This is a genomic window from Streptomyces sp. NBC_00683 (genome assembly GCF_036226745.1).
Lineage (GTDB): Bacteria > Actinomycetota > Actinomycetes > Streptomycetales > Streptomycetaceae > Streptomyces.
In genome coordinates this window covers 19,568-34,087 of sequence record NZ_CP109013.1, presented here as the reverse complement: position 1 = coordinate 34,087, position 14,520 = coordinate 19,568, and the positions used below count along the sequence as shown (strand labels likewise).

At 68.2% G+C, this 14,520-nt stretch carries 10 protein-coding genes and 3 pseudogenes; 8 read left to right on the top strand and 5 right to left on the bottom strand.

Going from position 1 to position 14,520, the window contains the following annotated elements; translation table 11 throughout:
- Positions 1 to 302: 302 nt before the first annotated feature.
- Positions 303 to 455, top strand: coding sequence for a hypothetical protein (locus OG257_RS00155; protein ID WP_329203845.1), 153 nt, complete (start codon positions 303 to 305; stop codon positions 453 to 455).
- A 583-nt stretch (positions 456 to 1,038) separates the two neighbouring features.
- Here the strand turns inward: OG257_RS00155 and OG257_RS00150 are convergent.
- Positions 1,039 to 1,212: pseudogene (locus tag OG257_RS00150) on the bottom strand (IS5/IS1182 family transposase); the annotation flags it as partial.
- Between the two features lie 799 nt (positions 1,213 to 2,011).
- Between OG257_RS00150 and OG257_RS00145 the strand changes: the two are divergent.
- Positions 2,012 to 2,572, top strand: a complete 561-nt coding sequence (locus tag OG257_RS00145) for a hypothetical protein (RefSeq protein ID WP_329203843.1) — start codon at positions 2,012 to 2,014, stop codon at positions 2,570 to 2,572.
- 656 nt (positions 2,573 to 3,228) lie between these two features.
- A pseudogene (locus OG257_RS00140) lies at positions 3,229 to 3,414 on the top strand (lamin tail domain-containing protein); the annotation flags it as partial.
- Between the two features lie 64 nt (positions 3,415 to 3,478).
- Here OG257_RS00140 and OG257_RS00135 read toward each other — a convergent pair.
- On the bottom strand, positions 3,479 to 4,075 hold the full coding sequence (locus OG257_RS00135) for a peptidoglycan-binding domain-containing protein (protein WP_329203841.1): 597 nt from the start codon (positions 4,073 to 4,075) through the stop codon (positions 3,479 to 3,481).
- Positions 4,076 to 4,704: 629 nt separating this feature from the next.
- Between OG257_RS00135 and OG257_RS00130 the strand changes: the two genes are divergently transcribed.
- The 5 genes from OG257_RS00130 to OG257_RS00110 all read left to right on the top strand — a co-directional run bounded on the left by OG257_RS00130 (position 4,705) and on the right by OG257_RS00110 (position 11,028).
- Entirely contained in the window at positions 4,705 to 5,271 is a 567-nt protein-coding gene (locus tag OG257_RS00130; protein ID WP_329203839.1) for a hypothetical protein, read from the top strand.
- A 503-nt stretch (positions 5,272 to 5,774) separates the two neighbouring features.
- Positions 5,775 to 6,122, top strand: a complete 348-nt coding sequence (locus tag OG257_RS00125) for a DUF2461 family protein (protein ID WP_329203837.1) — start codon at positions 5,775 to 5,777, stop codon at positions 6,120 to 6,122.
- Positions 6,123 to 7,271: 1,149 nt separating this feature from the next.
- On the top strand, positions 7,272 to 9,101 hold the full coding sequence (locus OG257_RS00120) for a galactose oxidase early set domain-containing protein (RefSeq protein WP_329203835.1): 1,830 nt from the start codon (positions 7,272 to 7,274) through the stop codon (positions 9,099 to 9,101).
- Between the two features lie 384 nt (positions 9,102 to 9,485).
- Positions 9,486 to 10,007 carry an AAA family ATPase gene (locus OG257_RS00115; protein ID WP_329203833.1) on the top strand — a complete coding sequence of 174 codons (522 nt, stop codon included), beginning with the start codon at positions 9,486 to 9,488 and terminating at the stop codon, positions 10,005 to 10,007.
- A 124-nt stretch (positions 10,008 to 10,131) separates the two neighbouring features.
- Complete coding sequence (locus OG257_RS00110; protein ID WP_329203831.1) at positions 10,132 to 11,028, top strand: arginase family protein; 897 nt, start codon at positions 10,132 to 10,134, stop codon at positions 11,026 to 11,028.
- A 325-nt stretch (positions 11,029 to 11,353) separates the two neighbouring features.
- Here OG257_RS00110 and OG257_RS00105 read toward each other — a convergent pair.
- The 3 genes and pseudogenes from OG257_RS00105 to OG257_RS00095 all read right to left on the bottom strand — a co-directional run bounded on the left by OG257_RS00105 (position 11,354) and on the right by OG257_RS00095 (position 14,421).
- Positions 11,354 to 12,272, bottom strand: a pseudogene (locus OG257_RS00105) (aminoglycoside phosphotransferase family protein).
- Between the two features lie 310 nt (positions 12,273 to 12,582).
- Complete coding sequence (locus OG257_RS00100; RefSeq protein ID WP_329203829.1) at positions 12,583 to 13,281, bottom strand: nucleotidyltransferase domain-containing protein; 699 nt, start codon at positions 13,279 to 13,281, stop codon at positions 12,583 to 12,585.
- Between the two features lie 561 nt (positions 13,282 to 13,842).
- Positions 13,843 to 14,421: a dihydrofolate reductase family protein gene (locus OG257_RS00095; RefSeq protein WP_329203827.1), complete on the bottom strand. Its 579-nt coding sequence runs from the start codon at positions 14,419 to 14,421 to the stop codon at positions 13,843 to 13,845.
- Between the last annotated feature and the right edge of the window lie 99 nt (positions 14,422 to 14,520).

Sequence of the window (14,520 nt, the reverse complement as noted above, 5' to 3'; positions counted from 1 at the left end):
CCGTCGCTACGCGATGGGCATCACTCACCCTGGACAACTCGCTCCAACCCAACGATCCAGGAGTCGCTCCCTTCGCAGGTTGGGGCAAGGATCTCGGCTCCGGGGTCTTGGCCGGGTCTCATGGTCCACTCCGCCCGTAGGGATACGGCAAGGGGTTTGGCGAGTCCGGCGGGTCGCTTCTTTGTCTGCTGACGAATGTGGATGCGTTGTCGGCGGAGCGGCGCCCGCTGCCGGATGTGTTGGGAATTCAGGGGCAATTACTGGAGGAGACAGCACAAGGGCCACTGCCGTGCAAGGAGTTGGTGGAGCGCTGCCGCATTCCTGCGATCGGACGGGCCCACGCGATCCATCTGCTGTGGAACCGGCACCTCGGCGTGGATCTCTCCGTGCCGTTCGGGGACGCCAGCCAGGTCCGGCTCGCTTCGCCCCAGCACCACCGGGAGCTCCAGCGGTGAGCACGACGGTGGAGACGGCTTGGGACCTACAGCCGGGTGCCGAGCTGATATCCGTGGTGCGTCGTGGCGCGTCCAGTCCTGCCTGCCCCAGCTGGGCCGGGTCACGCTCGTGGACGACCACGGCGAGTCGTGGAAGGCATCCCTGAGCGAACCAGGAGCTGTCCGGCCGATCATTGATGGCGTGCGTCTGGCTGCTGCTTGGGGCGCCTGCGGCGGCGGTGTGAAGTCGATTGCCGGGCGCCTGATGCTGCGCGACCATCGTCGGATGAGTACGGATGAGGGTGGGAAGCTGACGCGGGTTGTGTAGACGTGTTCCGCATACCCGTCGCAGTGGGATGCCTGGACGGCGGACGGCCAGTACCTGTATCTCCGATACCGGCATGGCGAGGGCTGCGTCGAGTGGCATCCCGGCCCTGAGGGTGACGCTGAAACGCCGGAGTCTTGGAACGAGAGCCTCTCCGGGATCCTGATCGAATGGGACGACGGCAGCGGCAGCGGTGTCATCGGCCTTGAGGACTTCCTTGCGGCAGCGGGCTTGGTGTTGGCGCCAGGTGCCTTGGTGAGTTGAGGTCCTGGCACGCGGTCAGGTGCGGAGCCAGATGACGAGGGCAGCTGCGGTGACGGTGCCGAGGAAGACGTAGCCGCGCTTGTCGTAACAGGTCGCGACGGCGCGGGAGTTCTTCAGCCTGTTGATGGCCCTCTCGACGGTGTTGCGCTTCTTGTACCACTCCTCGTCGAACCCCGGTGGCCGGCCACCGCGCGATCATCGCACCTCCGGCGGCCTCCACCTTGAGCGCGGACCGGCGGCTCCGGCACCACGTCCTGGAAGACCTCCCACAGCCCGTCCGGGACCAAGCGCTAACTATGTCCATGCTCAGCTAAGGCGGCCATCTTCGGTCCGCTCGCCCTTGCCTACATCGCCGCCCTGCACACCAACCCGCAGAGCCCCGCGAATGTCCCGACCGAGGATCTCGATGCTCGCGCGTTTACCCTCTACGTCCGCAGGTTCGGCTCCGCTCCCCAGGGGTTCGACGACGTCACCGACCTGATCGTGCTGGACAGCATCCGGTGGTGCACCCCGGCGCTCGGCACCGCCGCACAGGCACACGCCCTGAACCTCACCCAGAACTGACCGAAGGGGTGGAGCCGACCCGCTGCGCCCCGCCCCGGCGGCGGGGGAGTGGCCCCCTCGCGCCGTCCGAGACACACGCATCAGAATGAGGCGACAAATGGGCCACAACATGCCTGCGATGCCGTCCGCGGCAGGGCAGGCCGTCCGCCTGCTCCTCAGCCTGATCCACTCCGTAGGCGAGGGCCACGACGCCCTTACCGTCTTGGAATCCGGCCGCGCGCGTTCGGCTTCGGCCGGGACGCATCGCTGGTCGGTCACGGGTGAGACGGCGCACCATGATGCCGATCATTGCCCAGCGGATCATGCTCTCTGAGCGGGCCGGGCTGGTGTCTGCTGCGGTGTACGTGAGCGTGGCGGAGCTGGGCGTGCGCAGTGGCGGAGCGAGGCGCGATACGACCACGTCATTCCGAGGTACGCCTGTTCAATGGAACAAGAGACGGAGTCGGCCGGCCGCGGCGATGCTGGACGGTCCATGCATCGGTCTACTGCACTCGCTGCCCTTGGAGGAGCTCTGATCGGAGCCCTGTCTGGCCTGCTGGGAAGTGGGCTCGGCTACGTGCAGGGAGAGAAGGCACAGAACGCCACCGCAAGCGCGCGACGAGCTGACATCAGACGAACCGCATACGTGGAATACGCAACCAGCTGTCACACGTTCGATACTGCGGTCATCAGGCTCGCGCCGATGGTTGGTGTCGAATTCGATCAGAAGGAAAGGCGGCGCGAGGTTCGGGAAGGGCTCATCCCCGCCATCGACAGAATGAATCGGGCGGGCATGACCGTCCGCCTAGTGGGCACCGACAGAAGCCGGACTCTCTTCACCGCGGTTGAAGAAGGATGGCGCACCGTTGCCTACAAGGTCAGTGGTGCGTATGGGAAGCCGGTGCAAGACCTGAAGAGGTTCACCATCGAAATCGTCGAAGACCTGAAAGTCTTTCAGCGGGCTCTCAATGAGTTCCTGGAGGAAGTGGACGCCGAGGTCCTCTGACACCCTGCCAAGCTGCCGCTCCGCAGCGGGAGCGCCGATGCCCTGGGTGGCGGGCTTCTGACTCTCAACCCCGTCTCGGCACGTTCACCTCCGACACCATCACCCTGCACATCCGTCGAGCCGATGGGCTCAAGCCGGTGCCGGATATGGCCGGAGCTGGATACGGGCATCTGCTGATGCCCGTACGGCTCGCCGGCTGAGTGCGTAGGTGTCCACGGGGCGGGAGTCACACTCCCGCCCCGTGAAGACTCAAGGAGAACGCGCTCAGAGGGTTGTCTGTCTGCATGACTCGCGTAAGCGACCGCGCTCGTAAGGGCCCTGCAGGAGAGCCAGCAGAGTGATGGGCGGGTTCTCGTTGGCCGGACATTCGGCTGCCTTGCACCAGGGCGGCCGACTTGGCCCGGGCCCCGCTGCTTGTGGCTGAGCGGAGCCATGTCCTGCCCGAGAGGGACGACGGATCCGTGGCCGTACCTGTGCTCGGCCTCCGTCCCGGTTCTTCCGGGCCCGGGCCGACCTTGTCACCGGTGAGCGTGGAGTCGGGCGGGTGCTGGCGGCGGTTCTGGCCGGGGCGATGGCCAGGAGTGTGTCCGCGCCCAGTCTCCGGACCCCCAGGATCGACGGACCTCGCCCGGCGGCGGATGCCGTGTGGAGGTTCAGTCCACACCGGCATCGGCCGCGACGCGCGCACCGACCTCTTCCAGGACCGCCGCGCCTACGTCTGGGACAACAACTCCGACACCGCCGTCCTGGGCGACGACCGTGGCCGCAAGCGGTGGCTTACAGGCAGTGGGCGGCTTCGGCCGGCGGCAGCCAGGGCGGGGTCCCTGTCGGGCTTGCGATGACGAGCAGGAGGCCGCGGTACTCCTTCGGGGGTGCCGCGGCCTCCTGTTTGCGGCGGGCGGGAGATCAGCAGCCCGTGTGGTTGTACCAGGTCGATTCGTGCGCCCCGGTCCGCAGGTTCTCGAACGCCCAGCGGCCGTCCGACCCGTACCGCATCATCGTGAAGCTGTGGTACTTGCCGTAGTACCGGGCCACGATGTGGCCGGTGTCGGTGGTGCGCTCGTACTTCAAGTGGCCGGTCCAGGTGCCACCGTCGAGGTCCGGATTGTAGACACGCTCCGCGTCCAGCTTGCTCATGGTGTTCTTGCCCACGATGCCGTCGACGGTCAGGCCCCAGCGGTGCTGCAGGTTCCGCGTTGCGTACTTGGTCGTGGAGCCGAATTCACCGTCGATGTCGGACTTGGCGAAGCGGTATTCGGTGTTCTTCATGGCGCCTTCGGCGTACAGGACGTTCTGCCAGAAGCAGGTCGCGTTGGAGGACGAGTACGAGGTTGTGGACAGGGTGCCCTCGTCACCGAAGTCGTCGTACATCGAACCGGCGCCGCGGATGTACCCGTCGGACGCGGCGGCCGAGGCGGGCGTCGCGCTGACCGCCAGGATCGTCGCCGCCAAGGCGCCGATCGCAGCCGAGGCCATACGGGCCTGCTTGGTACGGAAGTTCATGCAGTTGCTCCCCCATTGAGATGGTGCACGTAAGCGGACGACGGTGCGCCCGGGCGGACCACGTGCGCCGCTTGGGAGCGAGCATCGCTGGCGCGAGCATGGCTAGCGAGGCCTTTGCGCCCTGTCGCAAAAGCACAGGTCAGCGATCCAGTGCACCTGCGGTGGGTGCCGGGGTGCGGTAGATGTCGTAGCGTGCGCAGGCCTTCCTATGTGCGCTGCCGGGCTGTTCCGGGTTCGGATCCTGAAGTGTCCAGACCTCGATCAGGTCCGACCGCGGAAGGCACCTGCCTCGCAGGGATGTCGTTGTCGAGGAGAACGGGAGGCACCCGCCGGGACCGGACAGCGGACCGGCACCGGCTGCCACCTGCGCCTGTAGCCGGCGCTCTTCCCCCGAGCGCCGGACGGGCGGTCGACGGCGTTTCGGCGGTCACTATCGAGCTACTGTCCGAAATCGTGGACGTTCGGCGCGGTCAGCGCCTCCCGACCTGCCAGAGAAGTGCTGCCCTTCGTCATCGACAGAGCCACCAGCGGGAGGAACAACCCGAAGCCCGCGCCCACTGTCAGTGCGGCAGGACAGCATGAGCCCGGGGCCGCCGAAACCTGCCCCGGGCTTATGACGAGAGGAGAGCATGCCTACCACCGACGCCGCCGAAGGGCTCGCCTATTCCGCTGAGGCATACGCCGCAGTCGAGAAGGCGGCGGAGTCCCAAGGCTCCCTGTACGTGCCCATGGTCCTGGCGGAAACGGCCGAGTTGCTGACCGACCTGTGGGCCGCCGGCGCGCGCCGCGGCGTTGCCCCGGCCGACTGGGCATCGGTGATCAATCTGGCGGTCGTCGCGCGCAACGTCGTCACCAAGAAGTACGGGCGGTTCTCGGATCCCGAGGGCACCATGGCGAAAGCCGTCTCCCTTCAGGGCCACCTGATCGCCGCCCTGGAGGAGGTCGGGCTCACCGCCCGGATCAGCGGCCCCGTCATCGTCGACCGTGGCCCTGACACCCCGCGCGGAGGCTTCCACGGCGATGCCGACATCGAGGTCCACGTCTACGTCGACGGCGGATGGGCCTTCGCCTTCGCCGAGTACGGCGCGCCCGTCGCGGCGATCGTCGCCCCGGCCTCCGAGGCCGGAGCCTTCCAGGTCGCCGACATCATCCGGGCCTTCGTGCGCGGCGAACTCGGTGACCTCTTCCGCTGCTGAGCCCACTACCGGCCGACCCGGCCAGCCGCGTCGCCGCGGATGTCGGTTTCGTCATTGCGAGTGACGATGACGACGGCCGCCGTCAGGACTGCTGGTGGTGCCGGTGCCACCGTCTCCTCCGGTGCTGCCGCACGGCGGGGTGCTCGGTTCGGCGGTGGGTTCCTCTACCGGGGTAGTGGCGTCGACAAAGACACTGAAGCAGCCGGGATCGGTGAATCCCGAGGCAGGGCGCGTTGTCGCCGGGTTGTTCTGGAGAGCCAGAACAACCAGGTTTACCCGGTGCTACCGGAGGACCTACGGCCTCCGTCGCGAGGGTGGGGGCCTTGTTCTGCTCCTTCAGAACAAGGCGGTTTACCTAGTGCTACCGCCATGATCCGGGGCACGAAGACGGCGCCGCACCGGAGCTGCAGCGCCGTGAGTTGCTTCGTGGGGCCAGGAGCCGGCCAGGAGCCCCGCTGAAGGGCGTATCAGGCCTGGTGGGGTGTCAGCCGGTGGCTGCGAGGTTGGCCATCTGGGCGGTTGAGCGGGTTCCCGATCCCGGCCAGGTGGACATGTTCCGCACAGCCGTGGCCTCGGAGGGGAGCGGCCGCGAACTGTCCGCCATCGTCGAGGAGGTGCGGAAGAAGGGCTATGACATCTCCGGGGACGTGATGAAACGCCCTCCGCGCGGCTACCCGACGAACCACTCCCGTACGAGCCTGCTGCGCCACCGTTCGTTGATCGCTGCCCGTTCCCTCGGCTGCGAGGAGTGGCTGCACACTTGCGAGGCAGTCGATCAGGTTCTTTCGGCTGTCGCTGATCTGGATGACCTGCTGATGTGGTTGGTCCGCCACGCGAAGTGCGCCGCCTGACGTCACGAGGGCGCCGCGCGGTGCGGGGGGAACCACACCCGCGTCGCCGAACCTGGCGGGGGTGCACCGCGAGCCGAGACAGCCGCAGTTGAAGCAGCGTGAGGCAGCACGAGAAGTCTCATGTCACAGCCTCGGTGTGCAGGGAAGCGCCGTACAGAATCCGGGGGTCTCAAATTTCGTGTCGGAGTCTCACGATCGATGTCGGATCAAGTCGGATCCGTCTGTCCCGGTGCAACGAACTGTTGTTCTGCCTCATCGAAGCTGGGAGATTCTCATGAGTCGGCACCGAGTGGGAACATGACGCTCAACGTTGGCAGCCGTCGAGTTGCTTCGTCCTCATCTCGAACATTCCAGCGTTCCCCGGCCGGCCCACGGGTGACCAGCTCCTTATCCTGCTGAGCTTTCACGGCTGTATGGAAGGCGTCCCCGCACTCGTCGGGGTCCCCGGACACAAGCCCATGGGCTTCCGACGCCACGTAGTCGAGCCACTCCCACCCGGGCCAGTCCTCGCCCCAACGGTGGGTGGTGGGTGGTTGAGGAATGCTGCCGGGCCGCGGGGGAGCGGGTGTGGTCTGGGCGAGTAGGAGGTCTGTCGGTGTCCGGGCTGGTTTGGGCGCATCATCCTGGCCGTGCTTGCTGGTGTCTTTCTTCGCGGCCCTGGCCGCCCAGGGCCGCGGGCCGGGAAACTGCAGGGGGCGAACCGGTCGGCCTCGTCTGCCTCGCCGTGGCGGAGATCCGGCGCTGGTGGACACCTTCCTGCCCCAGTCCAACCCCGAGCGCAATCAGTGTCGGCATGCCGTGAGGGGGTCCCGCCGGCGTAGCGCCACCGAGTCATCGTCCGACGGGGAGTGCTGAGCCGCGGTGGGGGTTCGGCCGTCTGTCAGCAAGCTCTTTCGGTGAGTGGTTTCGGGTGGTGTTTTCGGCAGGGTTTGGCTTCCGTGGGACCACGGTGCGGGGGTGGGATCGGACTCCGGGAGTCGCTGAGTGGTGGTGGCCTACTCATTCGGACGGTCGAGCGTGTGCGTTTTTTCTGGACGTGCGGGTGAGGCCAGGTGGTCATAAATATGACATTGAGTGATATTGATCACGGAATTTCACTCTCGGTGATCCTTTGGTGGTTCGTTGCCACCTCTTCCTGCGAGGAGCTCCATGTCACGTACAAAGCTGTCGGCGGTGATCTCGGCGTGTGCCGTGGTCGGCGCTCTCATGGCCACGGCACTTCCGGCCCACGCCCATGATTCGGGCCGGGCGGCCGATACCAGTGCCGAGGAGGCCACCGTACTTGGCCAGGACCACGCCGAGGCGCACGCGCGTGTCCGCTCCGGGGCCAAGGCCCTGGACGGCTACTCCCAGCTGGCCCGTGTCCAGAGCCTGCAGAACCTCGCCGCGTCGCAGGCGGAGGCCAACTCCCTGTTCCATCCCAGGGCGTACGGCGAGTTCGCCGAGTACTTTGCCTCTCCCGACTTCGGTGCGCACGTCGCCCAGCTGCCCACGGGCAAGGTGTTGCTGTTCTCGTTCGAGCGGATGGAGTCCAATCCCACGCTGGAGCCGGCGCCCACCGACACGATCGGCGCCGCCAACGCCGGCCGCGCGTTCCTGTGGGATCCCGCCAAGGGGACAGGCCAGAGGGCCTTCACGAAGGTGACTCCGCCGGAGGTCGTCATGCCGGACGGGACGCAGGAGAGCCGTCCCGCTCCGTTCTTCTGCGCCGGGCACGCGTTCCTGCCCAACGGCATGCTCGGTGTGTTCGGCGGGAACCTCGGCGGCAAGGGCGGCAGTGGCGCCAAACTCTCGCTGGTCTTCGATCCGTGGACGGAGAGCTGGGCGGTCAACCAGGACATGTCGGTGGGCCGCTGGTATCCGTCTGTGGTCGCTGCCCCGGACGGACGTCTGCTGATCATGTCGGGTCAGTCCGAGAACGGGTGGGGTACCGCCACTCCCGTCATCGAGCGTTTCCCCGCGAAGAGCCATCCCGTCCCCTGGAACGAGAAGGACGTCCCCCGGAATGTCCCTGTCGACAGGCTCCGTGTGGATGCCCCGTTCAGCTCGACCAGCGACTACCCGCATCTGTTCACCTTGCGCGACGGGAAGGTCTACGGCCTCGGACGTGACCCGAAGCAGCAGTGGATCTTCGACCCGGTCGCTGAGACCCGGTCCGATCTGCCCGCCCGGCCCGACAACTTCAGCCGCAACTACGGCTCCGCCGTGCCCCTGCCCGCCGGGTTCCGCGGCCCGGACTCGGTGCTCGTCCTCGGCGGCAACCGGGACGACCCCAACACCTACCGGCTCGCCAACGGCAAGTGGAAGACCCAGCAGCCCCGGGCTTTCGGCCGTACCCAGGACGACACCGTCATCCTGCCCGGCGGGAACCTGCTCACGGTCAACGGGGCCTACGACATCCGTGATTACGGCAACGGGCCGTACAACCCGAGTGCCGACCTGAAATACCGCCAGGTCGAGACGCGTGACGCCCTCGGACAGTGGAAGCTCGGGCCGGTCCAGCGGCTCCCGCGCGGCTACCACTCCAATGCAGTGGTACTGCCCGACGGCCGCATCATGCTCACCGGCGACGAACTCCAGCAGCTCGCCAACGATCCCAACATCAGCGACGACATGAACGGCAGCATCGAGCTCTACGAGCCGGCCTACCTCCACCAGGGCCCTCGCCCCGTCCTGAGCCGCGTCCCCGATGGCCCCATCGCCCACCGGTCCCGCTTCGAGGTCACCACCTCGACGCCGGACCGCGTCAAGCGTGCTGTGCTGCTCGCGCCCACGACCGCGACCCACGCGGTGAACTTCAGCCAGCGTCACCTCGACCTGCGGATCACCTCCCGCAGGGGTGGCAAGCTGACCCTCCAGGCCCCGCCGACGGCCAACGACGCGCCTCCCGGCTACTACATGCTGTTCCTGCTCGACGAGGACGGTGTGCCCAGCACCGCCCAGTTCGTCGCCCTCAGGGCGCAGCCGAAGGGGCGGTGACCTCCGGCTTCATCCGGCCGGCCGGACGCCGCACTGTCGGGCCGGCCGGCCCGACAGTGGGACAGGTAAGCCAACCGGTTACGGGCGGCCGCGGGCGGCCGGCCCGACTGTGCGGCGTCGGTCCCCGCCTCGTTGTTCGTGTAGCGCCACTCCCGTGAGGCTTGCTGTTTGGGTGTGTGTTTTTCGTGTGGCTTGTCGGAGTGTGTGTGGGGGTGCCGGACGGTGCAGGGTGGGGGCAGGCTGCACCGGGGGGGCAGGCAGGCGGTACGACTTGCTCAGTGTGTGCGGCGTTCTTTACGTCACGGGCTGATCGCCGTGCATCAGGCGGGTGTGCGTGAGAAACCGCCGGGCATGGTCGCTTGCCTGCGCGTTAACGTTGCCCGTATGGAAGAAGTGGATCTTCTGCCGCATCTGGACGGGTCGGAGCGCGGCCTTGTCGTGATGATGTGCGGCTTGCCCGGCTCGGGTAAGAGCACGTATGCGCAGGCCCTTGAACGCCGTGGCTACAGCCGGCTTTCGATCGACGAGGTGGTGTGGGCGCGTGTTGGTCGGGACGCGGCTGACCTCGACCCGGCGGTCTACGAGCAACTCAAGTCCGCCGTCGAGCAGGAACTGTGGGATGAGTTGATCCGCTTGATGGAGGCGAAGTTGCCTATTGTTATTGACTACAGTTTTTGGAGTCGTGCTACCCGGAACCGGTACAAGGCCGCGATCGAGAGTCACGGATGCCGGTGGGAGCTGATCCGCCTCAAGGCCGATCTTGCAACCCTGCGTCGCCGGCTGACTGCCCGTAGCCGGCGGGGCGACGCGAACAGTGTGACTGTCTGCGATGACCTCCTGGGACGCTACGTCACCGACTTCGAGGAGCCTGTCGGAGAGGGCGAGCGCGTCATCGTCCAGGAGTAGTTCCCAACTCGTTAGTGTCTGTCCTGTTGTTTTGCATACGCCTTGGTGGTGCCCAGGGTTGTCGCCTGTCTGTGGCACGAGGGGCGGGTGCTGCTCGGCAGGGTGGATAGGGGAGGGGCGGGGCGTGCGGGATCTGGTGGTGATCGAGGCGCCGTCCGTGCTCGGCCTGTGGCCGTCGGGCGTCCAGGATCTTCCTGCGGCTTTGCTTGACGCGGGTCTGCTTGCACACCCTGCAGGGGTACGGGTCCACCGTGTCCGGGCACCGGTGTACGACCCGAGGCGGGATCCGGACACCGGAATCCTCAACCCGGCCGGCATCGCGCAGTACTCCGTGCGGCTGGCCGACGCGGTCGGTGCCGCCCTGGATTCCGGGCACTTCCCCGTCGTCCTGGGCGGTGACTGCAGCATCCTGCTCGGCAATCTCCTCGCCCTGCGCCGCCGCGGACGCTACGGCCTGCTGTTCCTGGACGGACACACCGACTTCTACCAGCCCTCCGCGGAGCCGGCCGGCGAGGCGGCCTCGATGGAACTCGCCCTGGCCACCGGCCGGGGCCCTTTGCTGCTCACCGATCTCGAAGGCCGCGGGCCTCTCCTGCGGGACGAGGACGTTGTCGCTTTCGGGTTCCGTGACGGTGCGGAGTCCGCCGGGTCGGGGATGCAGCCTCTTCCGCCGGGCCTGCACGCGATCGGCCTGGAGGGTGTGCGCGCGGCCGGTGCCGCCGCGGCAGCGCGCCACGCGGTCGGCCGGCTCACCGGCGGCGGTACCGCCGGGTACTGGATCCACCTCGACGTCGACATCCTGGACGACGCGCTGATGCCTGCCGTCGACTATCGCCTTCCCGGAGGGCTGACCTGGGCAGAACTGGAGAGTGTGCTGCGCACGGCACTGTCCGGCGACCGGGCTGTCGGTCTCGACGTCACGATTTTCAACCCCCGTCTCGACCCCGACGGGACGATCGCTGCCCGCCTCACCGACTGCCTGCACCGGGGGCTCTCGGCGCGGACCGACCACCGAACCTGAGCCGGAACCTGAACTGCTGGTCAGGATTTCCTACGGGCCGCGGCGGGCCTGCCTGGAGACACAGGGACGGCCGCCTGCCTGGAGACAGGTATGGCTGACCCGCTGAGACACGTACGCCAACCAGTTACGGGTCAGACGGCCGGCCCGCCACGAGTCACGTACAGCTGCCGCAGCGCAACTGCCGCAGCGCACGGCCTCCGCCCCCACGGTCCAAAGGGGGCGGGCACAGTCACGCTTGCCGGACCACGGCGGCTGCCGCCGATACCTGACCGACCAATCATGGAAAGGCAGGAGCCCGTCCTTTACTCCGCGTCGGGGTGTCTGGTCACTCGTGTACCGGTGCGGTGAGGCGTTGCAGTGCGGCGTGGGCGGGCGGGCCCCAGGTGGGCTTGCCTCCGGGCCGGCCGTGGACGCCGGCGTCTGCGATGTGGAGGGCGCTGAGGGCGCGCAGTACCGCCCAGCCGCGGGCGCGGCGCAGGGTCGCGGCGTCAGGGTGCGGCCGGTAGGCCTGATGGAAGTGGTCGGCGGCGCCGTCCGGCAGCAGGACCCAGGCGGCGGCGAGGTCGCAGGCGGGATCGCCGGCGAACAGGTCACCGAAATCGATCACGCCCGAGAAAGTGCCGTTGGTGGTCAGGATGTTGGCGGGATGCAGGTCGCCGTGAAGCCACAGTGCCGGACCTGCCCATTCGGGCGCGGCTGCGGCGTTTTCCCAGACCGCGCGGACGGCATCCGGGTTGCGGACCAGCCCCAGCTCGACGGCCGAGGCGAGCCCTTGGATGAAGTGGTCGGCGGTCTCGGCCAGTCGGCCCCCGCGGTCTCGGCCCGCGGGCGCCCCGTCGGGGGCTGGCCGGTGAAGAGCGGTCAGGAAGGCGGCCAGGGCGACGGCTGATTCCGCGCCGCGTGTCGCGGGGGCGCGGTCGGCGGGCTCGCCGGGCACCCAGGTGGTCACCAGCCAGGGCCGCGGGAACCGTTGGGAGGGTTCACCCAGGCGCTGCGGGACGGGGACCTGCAGAGGAAGACGCGGGGCCAGGACGGGCAGCCAGGCGTGTTCCTTGCGCAGCAGCTCATCCGCAGTCCTCGTGGCCCAGGGCAGCCGGACGGCGAGGTCGTCACCGAGCCGCCACACCTGGTTGTCCCAGCCCAGCGCTCCGAGCTTCACGGGGCCGGTCGGCCAGATCGGGGTGCTGGTCGTGCAGCAGATCCCGGACCAACTCCGCGGTGATCTCCAACTCGATGTGGGTCATGCGGAACAACCGTAGTCGCGTGGCAGCCCGGCCTGCTCCGGGAGTGTGCGAAGTGGCAACGTTCGCATTCCGCTCGAGGTCGCCCTCTCTGCTTTCCGCCGGCCTTCGCTGCGCCGCGCTGCGGCTGTGCTGTCGTTGAGTTTCCGCAGTGGCCGGCCGTCCGACGGCTGGTGCACGGTGCATGGGGGAGGGCGCATGGTGGAGGGATGGAAGGGCTGTCCCGTGGCGAAGAGACGGGCGGGCCGAACGGTGTGGTGACGAGCGGTCATGTCTCTGGGGTGGCGGTGGCGGTAGCCGCGCCACCACCGGTTCATCGGACGGCGTACCCGTCCCACAGCGGGCCGCCGGCCTGGTTCAGTACCTCGGCCACGACCGCAGCGAAATCGTCTGTGTGTTCGGCGATTGCCTGCGCGGCGGCCTCGGTCAACGCGCGGTGCAGCCTGGGGTCGGCCGCAGCCAGCCGCCGCGACAGCCATTTGCCTTTGCCGAGCCAGTGTCCGCCGGCCAGCAGGGCCAGTTCCGAGGCACGCTGCAGCATGTGCGCGACCAGGTGCACCCGCTCGGCGGGGTCCGCGCAGCCACGCAGGTCATCGAGCAGGTCGGTCAGGATGTACCGCTGGTAGTCCCGCTCGCGGTCCGAGAGCGGCGGCGGGCCTGCAGCCCAGCGCCTTCGCGCCTCGGCCTGGAGCGAAGCGCCCAGCCCGTCGGTGTCCGCGAGGAGCAAACCATCCGCGCACATGGCGAGCAGCGGCGAGTTCCGCTTCGCGGTCTCCTGGTCGGCGAAGGTACGCCAGACAGCCTCGGTCTGTACGAACAGTTCGACCGGCCAGCCGCGGTACAGCACGTTCTCCCGGCAGGGAGCCGGCGGCCCGTCCAGGAGGACCACGATGTCGAGATCGGAGGTCGGTGTCCGGCGGTCGGTCAGCACGCTGCCGGCCAGGAAGGCCGCTCGGGCCGCGGGGAAGCGGTCCCGCACCAGTTCGCGGGAGGTGAGCAGGGGGTCGTCCATGACCGCAGAGTACGTGCCGGCACTCCGATGCCGCCCTCGGCGTTCAACGTGGGGGGGCTGGATCCGCCCGGCAGTTGAGGGTGCGGACGGCTCCTCCCCGGCAAGGGGCGTCCACTGAGTCATGTGTCCGCTGCGACCGCCGGTACCGGGTGCGCTCCACCGCTCGGCGGTGCCATCGACGTTGTGTCGCTAAGGCGGAGTGCCGTTGATCCCTCTCACGGTGGATGCGCCGGATCACGCTGCTGCCTAAACAGATCCGACGTGGGAGACGGCTCCGGCCTCAACCGGCGCAGCCGCCCCCTGCGCAATGCCGCCCCGCCGCCTTGCCCCGCCGGCCGACCAGCCGACCAGCCGCCCTGCCCGGCCGCCCGGCCTGAACCGTCGGCTGTCTCGCCGCGATGGCCGCCTCGCCCGCTGGGTGGTCGCGCGGCCCGGCCACGGCGGCCTGCTGCCCGTTACCGTGAGCGCCGTCGCCTGCCTGCCTGCCTGCTGTGGCTGTGGCTGTGGTTGTGGTTGTGGTTGTGGCTGTGGTTGTTGGAGGGATTTCTCGGGCGGGCCGGCTCAGACATGCAGGGTGGGCCGGTACACGAGTTCCTGGATATCGCCGTCGAGCGTCCGGTGCTCGATCAGCTCGAGGTCGAAGTCGGCCCCGCCCTGGAAGACCGGGTCCAGCCCGGTCCGGCCGGTGATCACGGGGAACAGTGTCACCTGGACACGGTCGACGAGGCCGGCGGCCATCAGCGCCCGGTTCATCGACAGGCTGCCGTGCGAGCGCAACGGCACCCCGGACTCCTCCTTCAGCCGGGCCACGACATCGACCGCATCCCCGCTCGCGACGCTCCCGTCCGGCCAGTCGATCGGTCCCTCCAGTGTGGTCGACACCACCGTCGCAGGCAGGCTCCTCATCCGCGTGACCCACGGGTCACGCACTTCTGACTCCTCGGTGCTCGAGGCCAGCATTTGTGCGAACAGCCGGTACGTGTTCGCCCCGAAGACCATCCGCTGCTCCTGGCCGTACAGGGCGAGGCGGTGAGCCAGGAGCTCGGGGCCCTGCTTGCCCCAGTAGCCGGTCCAGTCGCCGCCGGCGGCGCCGAAGCCGTCGAGGCTGGAGAAGACATCGAACGTATAGGTAGCGGTCATCACGCTCTCCTCGAGTGCGGTTGATGGCGTTTCGGAACATCAGACCGGCGGCCGCCGCTGCGGGACTTATCGCCCACAGACTCCTGAAGGCCGGCCGCC

Excerpts from the sequence above, each read along its gene's own strand:
- OG257_RS00100 (WP_329203829.1), bottom strand. The coding sequence starts at position 13,281 with ATGGACGACCCCCTGCTCACCTCCCGCGAACTGGTGCGGGACCGCTTC.
- OG257_RS00135 (WP_329203841.1), bottom strand. The coding sequence starts at position 4,075 with ATGAACTTCCGTACCAAGCAGGCCCGTATGGCCTCGGCTGCGATCGGC.
- OG257_RS00095 (WP_329203827.1), bottom strand. The coding sequence starts at position 14,421 with ATGACCGCTACCTATACGTTCGATGTCTTCTCCAGCCTCGACGGCTTC.
- OG257_RS00120 (WP_329203835.1), top strand. The coding sequence starts at position 7,272 with ATGTCACGTACAAAGCTGTCGGCGGTGATCTCGGCGTGTGCCGTGGTC.
- OG257_RS00145 (WP_329203843.1), top strand. The coding sequence starts at position 2,012 with ATGGAACAAGAGACGGAGTCGGCCGGCCGCGGCGATGCTGGACGGTCC.
- OG257_RS00115 (WP_329203833.1), top strand. The coding sequence starts at position 9,486 with ATGGAAGAAGTGGATCTTCTGCCGCATCTGGACGGGTCGGAGCGCGGC.
- OG257_RS00130 (WP_329203839.1), top strand. The coding sequence starts at position 4,705 with ATGCCTACCACCGACGCCGCCGAAGGGCTCGCCTATTCCGCTGAGGCA.